This is a genomic window from Alitiscatomonas aceti, from assembly GCF_025567195.1.
Taxonomy (GTDB): domain Bacteria; phylum Bacillota; class Clostridia; order Lachnospirales; family Lachnospiraceae; genus Alitiscatomonas; species Alitiscatomonas aceti.
Genome location: NZ_JAOQJF010000047.1, coordinates 1 through 16,651 on the forward strand (window position 1 = coordinate 1; position 16,651 = coordinate 16,651).

General features: G+C 53.3%; 14 protein-coding genes. 13 read left to right on the forward strand and 1 reads right to left on the reverse strand.

All coding sequences use genetic code 11. The features are described 5' to 3' along the window. The first annotated feature begins 94 nt into the window (after positions 1–94). The 8 genes from OCV69_RS15240 to OCV69_RS15275 all read left to right on the forward strand — a co-directional run bounded on the left by OCV69_RS15240 (position 95) and on the right by OCV69_RS15275 (position 8,953). On the forward strand, positions 95–1,072 hold the full coding sequence (locus tag OCV69_RS15240) for an iron chelate uptake ABC transporter family permease subunit (protein ID WP_158360099.1): 978 nt from the start codon (positions 95–97) through the stop codon (positions 1,070–1,072). A 2-nt stretch (positions 1,073–1,074) separates the two neighbouring features. After that, positions 1,075–1,827 carry an iron ABC transporter ATP-binding protein gene (locus OCV69_RS15245; protein ID WP_158360098.1) on the forward strand — a complete coding sequence of 251 codons (753 nt, stop codon included), beginning with the start codon at positions 1,075–1,077 and terminating at the stop codon, positions 1,825–1,827. Between the two features lie 47 nt (positions 1,828–1,874). After that, positions 1,875–2,894, forward strand: a complete 1,020-nt coding sequence (locus OCV69_RS15250; protein ID WP_262563212.1) for a siderophore ABC transporter substrate-binding protein — start codon at positions 1,875–1,877, stop codon at positions 2,892–2,894. Positions 2,895–3,355: 461 nt separating this feature from the next. Then, the gene (uvrB, locus tag OCV69_RS15255; protein WP_022272549.1) at positions 3,356–5,356 is read left to right on the forward strand and encodes an excinuclease ABC subunit UvrB; all 2,001 of its coding nucleotides are present in this window, start codon (positions 3,356–3,358) and stop codon (positions 5,354–5,356) included. A 96-nt stretch (positions 5,357–5,452) separates the two neighbouring features. Next, a complete protein-coding gene (locus OCV69_RS15260; RefSeq protein ID WP_252207687.1) occupies positions 5,453–5,698 on the forward strand; it encodes a FeoA family protein in 246 nt (81 codons plus the stop codon). Continuing rightward, positions 5,688–7,673: a ferrous iron transport protein B gene (feoB, locus tag OCV69_RS15265; protein ID WP_158360096.1), complete on the forward strand. Its 1,986-nt coding sequence runs from the start codon at positions 5,688–5,690 to the stop codon at positions 7,671–7,673. Before OCV69_RS15260 ends, feoB begins: the two co-directional genes overlap by 11 nt. A 63-nt stretch (positions 7,674–7,736) precedes the next feature. Further along, entirely contained in the window at positions 7,737–8,510 is a 774-nt protein-coding gene (locus OCV69_RS15270) for a threonine/serine exporter family protein (protein WP_022272552.1), read from the forward strand. After that, the gene (locus OCV69_RS15275) at positions 8,507–8,953 is read left to right on the forward strand and encodes a threonine/serine exporter family protein (protein ID WP_022272553.1); all 447 of its coding nucleotides are present in this window, start codon (positions 8,507–8,509) and stop codon (positions 8,951–8,953) included. Before OCV69_RS15270 ends, OCV69_RS15275 begins: the two co-directional genes overlap by 4 nt. On the opposite strand, the gene OCV69_RS15280 is transcribed toward OCV69_RS15275, so the two are convergent. After that, entirely contained in the window at positions 8,889–10,025 is a 1,137-nt protein-coding gene (locus OCV69_RS15280; protein WP_262563209.1) for a DUF5688 family protein, read from the reverse strand. The two genes, OCV69_RS15275 and OCV69_RS15280, sit on opposite strands and share 65 nt — an antisense overlap. A gap of 262 nt (positions 10,026–10,287) precedes the next feature. On the opposite strand from OCV69_RS15280, the gene OCV69_RS15285 reads away from it, so the two are divergent. From OCV69_RS15285 to OCV69_RS15305, 5 genes are all read left to right on the forward strand, one after another. Then, on the forward strand, positions 10,288–11,901 hold the full coding sequence (locus OCV69_RS15285; RefSeq protein ID WP_158360092.1) for an ABC transporter substrate-binding protein: 1,614 nt from the start codon (positions 10,288–10,290) through the stop codon (positions 11,899–11,901). 552 nt (positions 11,902–12,453) lie between these two features. Further along, the gene (locus tag OCV69_RS15290; protein WP_158360091.1) at positions 12,454–14,064 is read left to right on the forward strand and encodes an ABC transporter substrate-binding protein; all 1,611 of its coding nucleotides are present in this window, start codon (positions 12,454–12,456) and stop codon (positions 14,062–14,064) included. Positions 14,065–14,170: 106 nt separating this feature from the next. Next, positions 14,171–15,100 carry a nickel ABC transporter permease gene (nikB, locus tag OCV69_RS15295; RefSeq protein ID WP_022272169.1) on the forward strand — a complete coding sequence of 310 codons (930 nt, stop codon included), beginning with the start codon at positions 14,171–14,173 and terminating at the stop codon, positions 15,098–15,100. Positions 15,101–15,116: 16 nt separating this feature from the next. Then, positions 15,117–16,010, forward strand: coding sequence for an ABC transporter permease (locus tag OCV69_RS15300; protein ID WP_022272168.1), 894 nt, complete (start codon positions 15,117–15,119; stop codon positions 16,008–16,010). Between the two features lie 12 nt (positions 16,011–16,022). Beyond that, positions 16,023–16,651, forward strand: a 629-nt coding sequence (locus tag OCV69_RS15305) for an ABC transporter ATP-binding protein (protein ID WP_262563210.1), incomplete at its 3' end; no start/stop codon positions are given.

A 16,651-nucleotide genomic window follows, 5' to 3' on the forward strand; every position in this document is an offset into this window, starting at 1 on the left:
TCATTATACAGCTTAAACAATGAGTGGATTAAGACCCAACTGGCTGTTGGGTACTGAAATCCTACACTTATATATTAGGAGGAGGTGCGGAACAGTGAATACTGCTGCTATACGCGCCAACCGGCGCAGGCTGCTGATCCTGACCGTAATAGTCCTTTTCTGCGCAGCAGCCTATATGCTGGTGGAAGTGGACTTTTCCAACCCCAGGCTGTTTGCGTATGCCATGAAGCTCCGGGCCCCAAAGCTCATCGTCATGCTCATTACCGCCTTTTCCATCGGAGGGGCTTCACTGGTGTTCCAGTCCATCATCAACAACACCATTGTGACACCCTGTCTGCTGGGGATGAATTCCCTCTATACCCTCATCCATACGGCAGTGGTATTTTTCCTGGGATCGGCCAGTGCGGCAGCCTCCAATGCGAATTTGTCCTTTGCAGTGGATGTGGTGCTCATGGGCATTGCGGCCACAGTTATTTACAGCTGGATCTTTAAAAAGACAAAGCACAATGTACTGTATGTGCTGCTGGTGGGCACAGTGCTGACCTCCTTCTTCGGCAGCATCCAGACGACGCTGACCCGGGTCATGGATCCCAATGAGTATGACAGTCTGGTGAACACCCTGGTGGCCAGCTTCAGCAATATAAACTCTGAGATCATTGTTTTTTCCCTGATCCTTCTGGCAGCCGTAATCTTTGCCCTGCGAAAAGAGCTGGCCCTGTTGGACGTACTGACCCTTGGAAAGGAGCAGGCCATCAATCTGGGTGTGGATTATGACCGCTGCATCCGCCGCCTGCTGCTGGGCGTAGCCCTCTGCATTGCTGTGGCCACCGCCATGGTGGGACCCATCTCTTTTTTGGGCCTCATCATCGCGAACCTGTCCAGACAGCTGCTCAAGACCTACCGGCATACCCAGCTGGTGCTTGGCTCAGCTCTGTTTGGTATGATCGTACTGGTGGGCGGGCAGCTCATTGTGGAGCACATATATTCCTATTCCGTTCCGGTGAGTGTATTCATTACCGTGGGCGGCGGTCTTTACTTCCTTTATCTCCTATTGACAAGAAAGAAGGTGTGATTATGAATGTGCAGGAATTGAAGAAACAATATGACGGAAAAACTGTGGTGGACGGCGTGAGCTTTGCCATCCCCAAGGGGAAGGTGACTTCCCTCATCGGTCCCAACGGTGCGGGAAAGTCCACAGTCATGGGCATGATCTCACGGCTTATCGCCCACGACAGCGGGGTGGTAGACTTCGAGGGAAGGGATATTGGAAAGTGGAAAAGCAGGGAGCTTTCCAGACGGCTTGCCATCCTGACCCAGTCCAACAGCATTCAGATGAAGCTGACCGTGCGGGAACTGGTGGCCTTCGGGCGCTTCCCCTATTCAGGGAACCGGGTCACCCTGGAGGATCAGAAGATCATCGACCGGGCCATTTCCTACATGGAACTGGAGGGCTTCCAGGACCGCTTCATTGACGAGCTTTCCGGAGGCCAGAGGCAGCGGGCCATGATCGCCATGGTCATTGCCCAGGACACCGAGTATGTACTTCTGGACGAGCCTACCAATAACCTGGATATCTACCATGCTACCAATATGATGAAAATCGTCCGCCGTCTCTGTGACGAGCTGGGAAAAACAGTGATCCTGGTGCTGCATGAGATCAACTATGCGGCATTTTATTCCGATTATATCTGTGCCTTCAAGGACGGAAAAATCGCCAGATTCGGCACTGTGGAGGAGGTGATGACAAAAGAGAATCTGTCTCAGATCTATCAGGTGGATTTTGAGATCCTGACCATTGCAGGAAAGCCCTTATCCATCTACTATTGACCCTGTTTTTCAGTACTTTTTTAGAAAAGGAGCAATCAGACATGAACATGAAAAAAACGATCTTTTTTGCCCTGGCCGGCGTGATGTCCCTTGGCCTTGCAGCCTGCTCTGGGGAGAACGTAAAAACCACATCCGGGGACAGTATCCCGCCTGCCAGCAGCCAGACCGCCAGTGGATCGCAGAACAAGGAGAGGCCTGAGTCCGTGACCATCATAAGCCTCAACGCCAGCAAGGAGGAAACGGAGCTGGAGGTACCCTACGATCCCCAGCGCATCGCCATTCTGGATATGGCTTCCCTGGATATTCTGGATGCCCTGGGCGTGGGGGACCGGGTCGTTGGCACTGCTGATACCAGCCTGGAGTATCTCCAGAATTACATCAATGACGACATTTCCAGCCTGGGAACCATCAAAGAGGCGGATCTGGAGGCGGTCATGGCCTGCGAGCCGGATGTTATCTTCATCGGAGGCCGCCTGGCTTCCAGCTATGACGCTCTCAGCGAGATCGCTCCCGTGGTCTATCTGGCCACGGACACTGAACTTGGCGTAGTGGAAAGCGTCCGACGGAATGCCATGACCATCGCATCCATGTTTGGGCTTGAGGATAAAGTAGATGAATTAATGGCTGGCTTCAATTCCCGCATTGCTGCCCTGGCTGAATTTTCTGCCGGAAAGACTGCGATCATAGGGCTTGTCACCAGCGGCAGCTTCAACGTGCTGGGCAATGATGGACGCTGCTCCATGATCGGACGGGAGATCGGCTTTGAAAATATCGGCGCGGCCGCCGATATTGATACCTCCACCCACGGCAATGAGGCTTCCTTTGAATTCATTGTGGAAAAGGATCCTGACTACATCTTCGTCATGGATCGTGATGCAGCCATCGGCACCGATGGGGCACAGCTGGCCCAGGAGATCATGGAGAACGAGCTTGTGATGGGGACGGACGCCTATAAGAATGGTCATCTCGTCTATCTGGCCCACCCGGCTGTGTGGTACACCGCCGAGGGAGGCATCACCGCTCTGGATCTTATGCTGAAGGATCTGGAGAGCAGTCTGCTGGGTTAAGGCAGTTTCCATATAGCAGCAGTGTATACAAACACGCACCGGTTACAGAGCCTATAGGTATGCTGTGCCCGGTGCGTGCTGCGTTGTGCGCCTGGTCTTGCACATTTCTAAAGGGTGCAGGTCCAAAATCCGTCCGGCAGCGGGAAGGATATAGGGGGAGGCAAGGGGGGGCATCGTGAGGTGGAATCTGAAGGCAGCTGGATATGGGGAATCTACCAGCCCATGGGCAAGCCTCTGGTCTGATGAACAGAAATGTGGGCAGGGAATAAAAGAACGGATGTTCGATGACTCTGTACTTTTGGAATTATTTATGTTACAATGTCTGCAAAACAGACATTGTAACATTGCGCATCTGGTTTCTGTGTTTAACATGGTTTGTCCATGTTTCGGCCATATCGAATTACATAGGTACGGCAGGCTCAAAAAAACAAATTCTGTTTTAAATCCTGGAGGTGGTTCTTATGCAAAATGAACAAAAAGTTTTTGAATTACATTCCGAATACGCCCCCACCGGCGACCAGCCCCAGGCCATTGAGGCGCTGGTCAAAGGATTTCAGGAAGGCAATCAATTCCAGACCTTATTAGGAGTTACAGGGTCCGGCAAGACCTTTACCATGGCCAATGTGATCCAGCAGCTAAATAAGCCGACGCTGGTGATCGCGCACAATAAGACCTTAGCAGCACAGCTCTATGGTGAGTTCAAAGAGTTTTTTCCAAATAATGCAGTGGAATATTTTGTCTCCTACTATGATTATTACCAGCCGGAGGCATATGTCCCTTCCACTGACACATATATTGAAAAAGACTCGGCCATTAATGACGAGATCGATAAGCTGCGCCACTCGGCCACAGCGGCGCTTTCAGAGAGAAATGATGTGATCATTGTGGCCTCTGTATCCTGTATCTATGGACTGGGAAGCCCCATCGACTATAAGGAGATGGTGATCTCCCTGCGTCCTGGGATGGAGAAGGACCGGGACGAGGTGATCCATAAGCTGATCGACATCCAGTACACAAGAAATGAGATGGATTTCCGGCGGGGATCCTTCCGGGTCAGAGGAGATGTCCTGGAGGTGTTCCCTGCGTACTCCGGCAGCGAGGCCTACCGGATCGAGTTTTTCGGCGATGAGGTGGACCGGATCTCAGAGATCGACGCGCTGACCGGGGAGGTGAAGGCCCAGCTGGGCCATGTGGCGATCTTCCCGGCCTCCCACTATGTGGTGCCCAAGGAAAAAATGATGGCTGCGACAGAAAATATCCTGGCGGAGATGAAGGAACAGGTGACATTCTTTAAGAGCGAGGATAAGCTTTTGGAGGCCCAGAGGATCGCAGAAAGGACCAATTTTGACGTGGAGATGATGCGGGAGACGGGATTCTGTTCCGGGATCGAGAACTATTCCCGCCATCTGACCTTTGGAAAGCCGGGGGAACCGCCCTGCACGCTTCTGGACTACTTCCCGGAGGATTTCCTTATTATCGTTGACGAGTCCCATATTACGCTTCCCCAGGTGAGAGGGATGTATTTTGGCGACCGGTCCAGGAAGAAGACTCTGGTGGATTATGGGTTCCGTCTGCCGTCGGCGCTGGATAACCGTCCCTTAAATTTTGAGGAATTTGAAAGCCACATCAGCCAGATGATGTTTGTATCCGCCACGCCATCCGTATATGAGGCAGAGCATGAGCTGCTTAGGACAGAGCAGATCATCCGTCCCACCGGCCTTCTGGATCCGGAGATCAGCGTCCGTCCGGTGGAGGGCCAGATCGACGATCTCATCGGAGAGATCAACAAGGAGGTGGAAAGCCACAATAAGGTCCTGATCACAACGCTGACAAAACGCATGGCTGAGGATCTGACGGATTATATCCGGGAGGCCGGGATCCGGGTCAAATATCTCCACTCAGATATTGATACCCTGGAGCGGGCGGAGATCATCCGCGATATGCGCCTGGATGTGTTCGACGTACTGGTGGGCATCAATCTTCTCAGAGAGGGGCTGGATATCCCGGAGATCACTCTGGTGGCGATCCTGGACGCCGATAAGGAGGGCTTCCTCCGGTCTGAGACCTCTCTGATCCAGACCATCGGCCGCGCTGCCAGAAATGCAGAGGGGCATGTGATCATGTATGCCGATTCCATCACCGATTCCATGAAAGCTGCCATCGATGAGACCAACCGCCGCCGGGAGATCCAGCAAAAGTATAATGAAGACCACGGCATTACACCCCAGACCATTAAAAAGGCCGTCCGTGACCTGATCTCCATTTCCAAAGCGGCAGCAGCAGGAGACGGGGAATTAAAAAAGGATCCGGAATCCATGGATGCAAAGGAGCTGGATAAGTTGGCAAAGGAACTGGCAAAGAAGATGCGCCAGGCAGCGGCCGAGCTGAACTTTGAGGAGGCGGCCAGACTGCGAGACCGTATGAAGGAGGTAAAGCAGATGCTCCTGGAGCTGGAGGGCTGAGACGGAAACGCTCAGAAGGATGTAAGTTTATATTGACAACCAATCCCGGTAAGGCTACAATATCTGCGGAATCGAAGCAGATCCGGGAAGAACAGGATGGGAACCATGAGACTGTGTGACTGTGCTGCCGGAAAGCTATATATGATCCGGACGGTTACGGCAGAGGAAACGATCGTCCGGCGGCTGGAGGCCCTGGGACTCGTCGAGGGAACAAAGGTCCATATTCTGATGAAAAAACAGGACGGCTCTCTGATCGCCGCATTCCAGGGGACACGTCTGGCGCTGGGAAAAAAGATCGCTGGAGCCATTGAAGCGGAGGACTGTGAAGAACATGGGCGCTGAGAGTGTGACGGTCTGCTTTACAGGAAATCCCAACTGTGGAAAGACTACGCTTTTTAATGCGTATACTGGCGCAGGGAAAAAAACAGCCAACTGGCCCGGCGTTACCGTGGAACTGTCGGAGGGGAGCCTGATGCACCGGGGCCGTCCGGTGCGCCTGGTGGATACGCCGGGAATTTACAGCCTGGATCCCTATACTATGGAAGAAACAGTGACCAGACAGTGCATAAGGGACCAGAAGGCGGATGTGATCATCCATGTGGCAGATGCACTTTTGCTGGAAAGGAGCCTGTTTCTGACCATGCAGCTATTGGCGGAGGGAAAGCCTCTGGTCCTGGCTCTCAATATGATGGATCTGGTCCGGGAACGGGGGATGGACATTGATACAGAAGGACTGTCCAAACTCCTGGGAGGGATTCCGGTGATCCCAGTATCAGCCAGAAGGAGGACTGGGCTGGAGGAGCTGATGGATGCCGCCGTGGAAGCGGCCAGAGCCCGCCGGACGGCAGACGGCAGCGGCCGCTTTGTATCGGGAGCCCGTTATTCTGTATACAGAAGCCATTCTGCGCGCAGCGATGGGCCTGCATATGGCGATGGCCCTTCTGGATCCGGAGGCTCCTGGCATGGCCCGGTGTCTGCCAGGGAGCTCCATGACCGGGCCCGGCAGCTTGCCGCTGCCTGTATCCGGTACAGAGGCAGTCCCGCACAGAATAAAAGGAACACGGATCCCAGCGTTGGGAGAGTATTGGATTCCTTCACTGACCGGGCGGACCGGCTCCTGGCCCATCCAGTATGGGGGATCCCCATATTTTTTGGGATCCTGGCCCTGGTATTTTTTCTGACATTTTCTGCCGGAGGCTTTTTGAGAGGATATTTTGAGCGGGGCCTGGCCATGCTTTCAGCGTATATCCTGGAGCTCCTGGGCTGGTGCCGGGTCTCCGGCTGGATCATTTCCCTGGTATCCGATGGGATCCTGGCCGGAGTGGGAGGAGTCCTGGGCTTTCTGCCAAACATTGCCATCTTGTTCCTGGCCCTGGCCTTCTTAGAGGACAGCGGCTATATGGCCAGGATCGCCTGGGTCATGAACGGGACCATGGCCTCGGCGGGACTTTCGGGAAAAGCCGTTCTCCCGGTGCTCCTGGGATTTGGCTGTACGGTCCCGGCAGTCCTGGCATCCCGGATCCTGGAGAATGAAAAGGACCGGAGGCGGACGATCCTTATGACGCCGTTCATGTCCTGTTCAGCCAGGCTTCCGGTCTATGTGCTGTTTACGGGAATGTTCTTTCCAGAAGCATCAGCGGCGGTGATCGGAGGCTTATATGTTCTGGGCGTCCTGGCGGCCCTGGGGACGGCCTGGGCAGCCTGGAAGGCAGGACGGGAGGAGCCGTATGAGGATATTCTGCTGATGGAACTGCCGGAATACCGGTGGCCGGATCTGGGAACTGTGGTCTCCTGTGCCTGGGAACGGGTCAGGGACTATCTGGAAAAAGCCGGGACCACGATCTTTCTGGCCTCCCTGGTCCTGTGGTTTTTCCTTCATCTGGGACCACAGGGAGCTGCGTGGGATGTATCAGAAAGCTTCGCGGCAGTCCTGGGCCGGGGCCTGGCTCCGGTCCTTGTCCCGGCCGGCCTGGGAGCCTGGCAGACGGCAGTGGCGCTGCTCACCGGACTTTCGGCAAAAGAGGTGGTGGTATCCAGCTTCTTTATTCTTTACGGAGCCGGGAACAGAGGTGCTGGAACAGGCCATGAGGCTCTTGCAGCCAGTCTTGCAGCCGGCGGCTTTACCGGAGCCAGCGCCCTGGCACTTCTGGTATTCTGTCTCCTTTACACACCCTGTGCGGCGGCCATGGGGGCCATAAAGCAGGAGACAGGATCCCTCCGCTGGACTGTGGGACTGGCGGTTTATCAGCTTTTTCTGGCCTGGATATGCGCCGTGCTCGTATACCAGGCAGCCAGCCGGATCCCGGGGCTGGGATGACGGAAAGATTTCAGCCTGTATGGAAGCAGGCGGGAGTGAAATAGACAAAGAGAGGAAAACAGAATGGATGAGAAACTTCTTCTGAAGGCCGTTGTTCTGGCCGGAGAGATCATGCTGTCCAGCGGCGCAGAGGTATCCCGTGTGGAAAATACCATGCAGTTCATGCTGCGGCGGTCCAACTGTGAGGTCACGGAGGCCGTGGTCCTGGCCACAGGACTTTTTGTGACTATGGCTGACCCGGGCGGAGAGCCGATGACCTTTTCCAAGCGGATCCCTGCCAGAAGCACAAACATCAACCGGATCTGCCGGGTCAATGAGGTCTCCAGGCAGTTCTGCCATATGGAGCTGACGGTGGAGGAGGCCTACGAGGAGCTGAAAAGGATCCAGAAGGAGATCCTTTATAAGCCATGGATGAAGCTTGCCGGGATCATCGGTATATCTGTCAGCTTTATCTTTATTTACGGCGGGAACTTCCTGGATCTTTCCACGTCGGTCCTGGTGGGGATCTGTATGGCGGCGGCGGACCGGTTCACAAAGATCCTCCGGCTCAATGATTTCAGTACCACGGCCTTCTGCGGGTTTGTGGTGGCCTTTTCTGCTATGCTCATCCAGGAACTCTGTCCTTTTAAGGTCAGCGGCGATGTGATGATCATGAGTGCCATCATGTATCTGGTGCCCGGGATCCCCTTTACCACTGCGGCCCGGGATACCATTAACGGAGACTATGCCGCCGGATCTGCCAGGATGCTGGAATGTATCGTTGTGGCCCTGGCCGTGGCTGTGGGCGTGGGCTTTGGAATGGTCTGCTTCCGGACATTATGGGGAGGAACGCTATGATGATACTTCAGATACTCAGCGCTTTCAGCGCTGTGCTGGTATTTACCATGATCCTGGAGATACCGAAAAAATATATGCTTTATGCGTCCGCCTCGGGTGCGGTGGGCTGGTGGGCCTACCTGATGGTCCAGAACAGCGGCCATTCGTCTATGCTGGCAGCGTTTTTATCTACTCTGGTGGTGGCCTTTTTAAGTCATATCCTGGCCAGGGTCAAAAAGGCCCCGGTGACAGTGTTTCTGATCACGGGAACGCTTCCGGCAGTGCCGGGAGCCGCCATATACCGGAGCGTTTATTATTTCCTCCAGAACGACTCGGCGCTGGCTACAAAAAATCTTCTGGAGACCATCCAGATCGCCGGAGCCATTGCCATGGGGATCTTTACCATGGACTCTCTGTTCCGGCTGGTTCTGGCCTATGACAGGAAAAAAGCGGAGAAGGGATGATGGTCCCTGTTTCCCGGCTGAAGATATAGATGCGGTCCGAGAGCACGTCCTCCTCAGAGACGTCCTCCCGGTTGATCTCCTGGACCGTCCGGCACAGGAACGCATAATCGAACATAAGATGATCTGGAAATAAAAGGACTTCGTGGATACTGGAAGGCAGGATGATCACATCCGTCTCTTCCTGGTCTGCGAAGTCTTTTATTATATCCCTGTAAAGCATACAGGAGGCTCCGTAGATCCCGCGGCGGTTGGTGAGCACATGGAGTGCCGGCCCGTCTGCTGAGATCTCCACCGCAGGCTCAGCCGCTTCCAGCCCCTTCGCAGCTGCCATAGGCTCAGTGGCTCTTAGGATCTGCGATGCAGCCACATGTTCTGCCGTCTCCAGCCTCTCTGCAGCTGCCATAGGCTCAGTGCCTCTTAGGATTTCCGCTGCAGCCGCGGATCCTGTCGTTTCCAGATCCCTTTCCGTCTCCGCCAGGTCCGGGAACGGGGTATCTACGTAAACGGACGGCAGAAGGAGCTCCGTCAGAGGCGTTAGGACAGGGGGAAAGAGAATGGGGGTATTTTCCTCTGCCAGGGAGCGCAGGGTATCTGCATCCATGTCCCAGGAGGAAAGGAGCGGCCAGTGGACCAGGGCGGACACCAGATCGGCAGAGTCCAGGTCCAGGCAGATGAAAAAGACCATAGCCAGATCGTGAAAGGGGAACCATGGGATATGTTTCAGCAGTTCTTCATTCCGCTCCTGGGAAACCAGACGGAAGGCAATGCGGGTTTTTGCAAATTCTGGATCCAGGATCTCCTGGCATATGGAGGATGGGAACGGGGGCCTGCGCTCCAGAAAAGAAAGAACAGAGGCACATATGGTCTCCATAGGTATGCCTTTTTGGTACTGGTCATACAGAGGCTCCAGATAGACGACCGGCCCCAGGGCACTGTCAGCAGGGAGTGCAAAGAGGACATCCGGACATACGCCGTTATTTTTGCAGAGTGCTTTTTGAATAAATTGAGTGCCTGGATCTGAATTTTTGCGCAATATATCCGATATAGCTGAACAAAACTGTGAATAGTGCATAGAAATTACCTCCAGAAATGAAGTTGAATGTGATTAAAAGAAATGGTGTCTATATTGTAAGGGATAAAAAACATGAAATCAATAGTAATTTATGCTTGATTTCTTGGAATAAATGTGATAAAATAACGAAAATTAATTACATATATTTGTGCAAAATGGATAGTATGCCTGTGCATGGGGATATACGATCCATTTAAAAGTGTTTTCTAAATCGATGCATTTGGCCAGTGGTCATGCAAATATAATTATGAGGTGAGAGAGTATGACAAAAAAACTTATGCGCGGCTTAGTACCGGTAATGGTCCTTTCAGCGGCAGCAGCCCTGTTTACAGGCTGTGGCTCCAAAGAGGCTCCCGCAGATACGACCCAGGCTGGCGGATCTAAGGAAACAGAAGCTGCCGGATCCACAGCAGCCTCTGAGAACAAGGAAACCGAGTCCAAGGGAAGTTCCTCCAAGGATACTCTGATCATTGCGACTGCCAATGAGACACCCAGTGTTACCACAAACCTGCACAACGCAGTGGCCGGAGACTATATCAACCAGATGACCCACAACAGCCTGTTCTATACAGACGAGAACCTGGAGCCCCAGCCGTGTCTTGTGGAATCCTATGAGATCGTAAGCGATACCGAATGGGTGTTCAAGCTGAAACAGGGCGTGAAGTTCCACAATGGCCAGGAGATGAAGGCCGCCGACGTAAAAGCATCTCTGGAGCTTTGTAAGGAATCCCCGCAGGTTTCCCAGTACGGCACCTCCAGCGGAACCATTGAAGTAGTAGATGATTATACAATTAAGATGACAACAGACGGCCCGCAGTCCGGTCTTCTTTCTGACCTCTGCCATCACGGAAACGCGATCCTTCCGGCAGACCTGATCGCCAGCGGACACGACTTCAACAAAGAACCCATCGGCACAGGCCCATACAAGCTGGTGGCCTGGAACAAGGGCGAGAGCCTTGAACTGGAAGCATTTGAAGATTACTGGGGCGGCGCTCCGGCTATTAAGAAGGTTGTATGGAAAGTGATCCCCGAGGGCTCCTCCCGTACCATGGCCCTTGAGGCTGGCGAGGTTGACCTGATCATCGAGGTTGAGTCCACTGACTTTACACGCTTACAGGACAACGCCGATCTTGTTACCTTCAACGAGGCAGGTACCTCCCACAACTGGCTGATGATCAACAACGAGAAGGCTCCCTTTGACAACATCGACTTCCGCCGCGCCCTTGCATCTGCCATTGATAAGAATGCAGTGGTACAGGTTGCGTTAAACGGTCTGGGCAGTGTATCTGACAGTATGATCGCTGAAAGCTTCCCGGGCGTTGTGACCGACGGAGCTCCGACCTATGACCCGGAAAAGGCGAAAGAGTATCTGGCGGCATCCGGCTTAAATCCGGCAGACTGCGGATTCACGATCATCTGCTCCGATGATACAAAGCTCCGTGCAGGACAGGTGATCCAGTCCTCCTTAAAGGAGAACCTTGGAGTCGACGTTACTCTGGAATCCATGGACCTTGCTACATACCTGGATAAGACAGCGGTAGGTGATTATGAGGCATCCATCGGCGGCTACACCTCCAGCGGCGTTCTTCCCTATGCCGTAGGCGTTTACCACTCCAAATCCATCGACGGTTCCAACAAGACCCGTACCAACGAGCCGGCCATCGATGAGCTGATCGACAAGCTCCAGGCTACACTGGATCCGGAAGAGAACGTAAAGGTTGTTACCGAGCTCAGCAAGGCTGTGAATGAAAACTGCCCGCAGATCCCGTTATACTTAAGAAACAATGTGCGTGCATACGCCAAAGGCCTTCAGGGCTTCAATCTGAACGCAGGCGGAAACACATTCTACGAGCAGATGAGCTGGGGCGAGAACTAAATATTGGTGGCTTCTATCATACAGATGAACGTATATACGTTTAGATGAACCTTTAAAAGTGAACAGGGATCTGGCCCCTTAAAGGGTACAGGTTCCTGTTTGCATTTAATACATGACTTTTAAGTAATGGATATATGGAAGAATCGGTATATGCAGAGCGGAAGGAGGATTTCATGGGGAAATGAGGGATGGCCTGAAAACCGGATAATTCTCGAGGCTTCTGCAGTCTGTATGTGGAAAATTATATAAAATATTGAAAAAATAAATATAAATACGAAGAAATTTGTGAAAAAAATCCCTATACACAGCAAAAAAATAATGGGGAGGGGAGCGAGAAACGCAGGATACAAGGAAAAAATAACGAATATAGATATAATTTATACTTGATTTATATGGATAAATATGATAAAATGACGAACATAAATCACGTATATTTGTGCAAAATGAATACATTGCTCTATATCTGCTGATGTATGAATGCCTGACAAGGGTCTTCTAAAATTGATGCATTTGGCCAGTGGTCATGCAAATATAATTATGAGGTGAGAGAGTATGACGAAAAAACTTATGCGCGGGTTAGTACCGGTAATGGTCCTTTCCGCAGCAGCCGCCCTGTTCACAGGCTGTGGTTCCAAGGACTCCGGTGCAGACGCAAAACCGGCAGGCGAAACCAAGGAAACAGAAGCAGCCGGCTCTACAGCGGCATCCGAAGACAAGGGAACTGAATCCAAGGGTACTTCTTCCAAGGATACCCTGATCATTGCGACTGCCAATGAGACTCCCAGTGTTACCACGAACCTCCATAATGCGACGGCTGGTGACTATATCAACCAGATGACTCATGAGGGGCTGTTTACCTCCAGCGTTGATTTAACACCGCAGCCGGCTTTGGCTGAATCCTATGAGATCGTAAGCGATACCGAGTGGGTATTCAAGCTGAGACAGGGCGTGAAATTCCACAATGGCCAGGAAGTGAAGGCCGCCGACGTAAAAGCTTCCCTGGAACTTTGTAAGGAATCCCCGCAGGTTTCCCAGTACGGTGACGCAGTGGAATCCGTTGAAGTGATCGATGACTATACAGTTAAGATCACAACAAACGGCCCGCACTCCGGTCTTCTTACAGACCTGAGCCATCACGGAAACGCCATCCTTCCGGCAGACCTGATCGCCAGCGGACATGACTTCAACAAAGAGCCCATCGGTACCGGCCCATACAAATTTGTGGCATGGAACAAGGGCGAGAGCATCGAGCTGGAAGCCAATGAGGATTACTGGGGCGGCGCTCCTGCCATCAAGCACGTGACCTGGAAGATCATTCCGGAGGGCTCCTCCCGTACCATGGCCCTTGAGGCCGGCGAAGTGGACATGATCATCGAGGTTGAGTCCACAGACCTTTCCCGTTTACAGGACAACCCGGATATCGTTACAGTCAACGAGCCTGGTACAGGCCACAACTGGGTAATGATCAACAACGAGAAGGCTCCCTTCGATAACGTGGACTTCCGCCGCGCCATCGACGCTGCTGTTGATAAGAACGCAGTGGTACAGGTTGCTTTAAATGGACAGGGTTCCGTATCTGACAGCATGCTTCCGGAATGCTTCCCGGGCGTTGTGACAGACGGTGCTCCCACCTATGATCCGGAGAAGGCAAAAGAGTACCTGGCAGCATCCGGCTTAAGCCCGGCAGACTGCACCTTCTCTATTATCTGCTCCGACGATACAAAGCTCCGTGCCGGACAGGTGATCCAGTCCTCCTTAAAGGAAAACCTGGGCATCGACGTGACGCTGGAGTCCATGGACCTTGCTACATACCTGGATAAGACCGCAGTAGGTGATTACCAGGCTGCCATCGGCGGATACACCTCCAGCGACGTATTAGCTCACTGCATGGGCGTTTACCACTCCAAATCCATCGACGGTTCCAACAAGACCCGTCTGAACGATCCGGAGATTGATGCTTTCATTGATAAGATCAAAGCTACACTGGATCCGGAGGAAAATGTAAAGATCGTTACGGAACTCAGTAAGTCTCTGAATGAGATATGTCCGCAGGTTCCCCTCTACTTAAAGAACAACGTACGTGCATACGCAAAGGGCCTGGAAGGCTTCACAATGAGCCCGACCGGCGGTATGTACATCGAGGACCTGAGCTGGAGCGAATAATTTTTATTTGAAGTAAACTCTTTAAGAAGATAACAGGGACCTGGCCCCTGGAAGGCCGGTCCCTGTTTTGATTAAAATTTATGTAGAGAGGAGAGGATCGCACCATATGATCAAGTTTATAATCAAACGTCTTCTGGCACTGATCCCGGTACTGGTCGGAGTATCACTGCTCGTATTCTTTATCCTTGATTTAGCTCCTGGTGATCCTGCCAAGGCTGCTCTGGGTGAGCAGGCACGTCCCGAAGATATCGAGGCGTTCCGGGAGGAAATGGGCTTAAATGACCCGTTCATTGTCCGTTACGTAAACTACATGCTGGGCCTCTGTCAGGGAGACCTGGGAACCTCCTATAAGACCCGTGATCCGGTAGGAGAAGAGGTATGGGCCCGTCTGCCAAATACGGCGATGTTAGCGCTTACCTCCACTGTGGTAGCCATCTTACTGGCACTTCCGTTAGGAATCATCGCGGCCATCAAGCAGAACACGCTGTTCGATGGCATCAGCATGTTCATATCCCTCCTGGGTATCTCAATGCCCGTATTCTGGATGGGCCTCCTGCTGATCCTGTTCTTCTCTGTAAAGCTGGGCTGGTTCCCGGTATCCGGAGCAGACCAGGGGATCAAGAGCCTTGTGCTGCCGTCCATCGCGTTAGGCTTCATGCACATGGCATCCATCGCCCGTACCACCAGAAGCTCCATGCTTGAGACGATCCGCCAGGACTACATCCGTACTGTGCGTGCAAAAGGCCTTCCGGAGAAGGAGGTCATCACCCGCCATGCCTTAAGGAATGCGCTGATCCCGACGACAACGGTCATCGGCCTCCAGATCGGAGGAATGTTAGGCGGTTCCGTACTGACCGAGAGCGTGTTCGCATGGCCGGGGATCGGCCGTTACATGATCCAGTCCATCCAGGGCCGTGACATCCCGTCGGTCATGGGCTGCATCATCATCTTTGCACTCAGCTTCGCAGTGATCAACCTGATCGTAGACCTGATCTACGGCTTCATCGATCCGCGAATCAAAGCACAGTATAAGTAAGGAGGGGAAAACAGTAATGAGCAATGCTTCTGCAAAAAATGTAAATGCACCTGCTGACATCAAGAAGAAGAGTCAGTTCGTAGAAGTCTGGAAGCGTCTCTGCCGGAACAAGACGGCAGTCCTCGGACTCGTGATCGTTGCACTGCTGACGCTGATGGCGATCCTTTCTCCGATCCTGATCGACTATGAAACGCAGGTGATCAAGACCAATTACAGTGAGGCCCTCCAGGCGCCCAGTGCGGACCACTGGTTCGGAACGGACGAGATGGGCCGTGACATCTTACTGCGTGTCATGTACGGTTCCACCGTTTCCCTTTCCATCGGAGTGGTGACCGTGGCAGTTTCCCTGACCGTGGGCCTGATCCTGGGAGCGGCAGCCGGATACTTCGGAGGAAAGACGGACATGATCATCATGCGTATCATGGACATCTTCCTTGCGATCCCGGGAACGCTGCTTGCGATCTGTATCGTGGCTTCCCTTGGAAACTCCATCCCGAACCTTGTCATCGCGCAGGCGGTATCCTCGATCCCGACGTTCTCCCGTGTCGTGCGCGGAGCGGTCATCACAGCCCGTGACGCCGACTACGTGGAGGCAGCAAGGGCCATCGGGGCCAAGGATGCGACGATCATCTTCCATGAGGTGCTGCCCAACAGCCTTGCGCCGATCATCGTGCAGACGACCTTACAGGTGGCATCGGTAATCCTTTCCATCGCAGGCCTTTCCTTCATCGGACTGGGAATCCCGGCACCGAGACCGGAGTGGGGCGCAATGCTCTCCGGAGCCCGTGCCTACATCCGTGATTACAGCTACATGTGCCTGTTCCCGGGCCTTGCAATCATGACCACGATCCTCTCACTCAACCTTCTGGGTGACGGACTTCGTGATGCACTTGATCCGAGACTGCGTTAAGGGGGTAGCAAGATGAGCGAAAATGTAAAAATCGAAAACAAGAAGACCGGGGGGAAGGACCTGACCGCAGAGATCAAGAACCTGGTGGTGGAATTCCGCACGGACTACGGAGTGGTGCAGGCATTAAACGGCCTGGACCTTGAGATCGGGAGAGGAAAGACCCTGGGCCTGGTAGGAGAGACGGGAGCCGGAAAGACAACGACGGGCCTGTCCCTGTTACGGCTGATCCCGGACCCGCCGGGAGTGATCGTGGACGGAAGCATCAAGCTGGACGGCCAGGACATCCTTTCCATGAGTGAAAAAGAGATGCAGGACATCCGGGGAAAGAAAGTAGCCATGATCTTCCAGGATCCCATGACCTCCTTAGACCCGGTTATGACGGTAGAGGAGCAGATCGCAGAGGTCATCAAGCTCCATGAAAAAGACGTGGACCCGATGCAGAAGGCCAGGGAGATGCTGGAGTTAGTAGGGATCCCCGGAAGCCGCGGAGGCGAGTACCCGCACCAGTTCTCCGGCGGAATGAAGCAGCGCGTGGTCATCGCCATGGCGCTTGCGTGCAACCCGGAGCTTCTGATCGCGGACGAGCCGACGACGGCCCTGGACGTGACGATCCAGGCGCAGGTGCTGGAGATGATGAAGGG

Bases quoted from the DNA above. Each gene is read 5' to 3' on its own strand.
- OCV69_RS15285 (WP_158360092.1), top strand. From the start codon at position 10,288: ATGACAAAAAAACTTATGCGCGGCTTAGTACCGGTAATGGTCCTTTCA.
- OCV69_RS15290 (WP_158360091.1), top strand. From the start codon at position 12,454: ATGACGAAAAAACTTATGCGCGGGTTAGTACCGGTAATGGTCCTTTCC.
- OCV69_RS15250 (WP_262563212.1), top strand. From the start codon at position 1,875: ATGAAAAAAACGATCTTTTTTGCCCTGGCCGGCGTGATGTCCCTTGGC.
- uvrB (WP_022272549.1), top strand. From the start codon at position 3,356: ATGCAAAATGAACAAAAAGTTTTTGAATTACATTCCGAATACGCCCCC.
- nikB (WP_022272169.1), top strand. From the start codon at position 14,171: ATGATCAAGTTTATAATCAAACGTCTTCTGGCACTGATCCCGGTACTG.
- OCV69_RS15245 (WP_158360098.1), top strand. From the start codon at position 1,075: ATGAATGTGCAGGAATTGAAGAAACAATATGACGGAAAAACTGTGGTG.
- OCV69_RS15280 (WP_262563209.1), bottom strand. From the start codon at position 10,025: ATGCACTATTCACAGTTTTGTTCAGCTATATCGGATATATTGCGCAAA.
- OCV69_RS15275 (WP_022272553.1), top strand. From the start codon at position 8,507: ATGATGATACTTCAGATACTCAGCGCTTTCAGCGCTGTGCTGGTATTT.
- OCV69_RS15260 (WP_252207687.1), top strand. From the start codon at position 5,453: ATGGGAACCATGAGACTGTGTGACTGTGCTGCCGGAAAGCTATATATG.
- OCV69_RS15270 (WP_022272552.1), top strand. From the start codon at position 7,737: ATGGATGAGAAACTTCTTCTGAAGGCCGTTGTTCTGGCCGGAGAGATC.
- OCV69_RS15300 (WP_022272168.1), top strand. From the start codon at position 15,117: ATGAGCAATGCTTCTGCAAAAAATGTAAATGCACCTGCTGACATCAAG.
- feoB (WP_158360096.1), top strand. From the start codon at position 5,688: ATGGGCGCTGAGAGTGTGACGGTCTGCTTTACAGGAAATCCCAACTGT.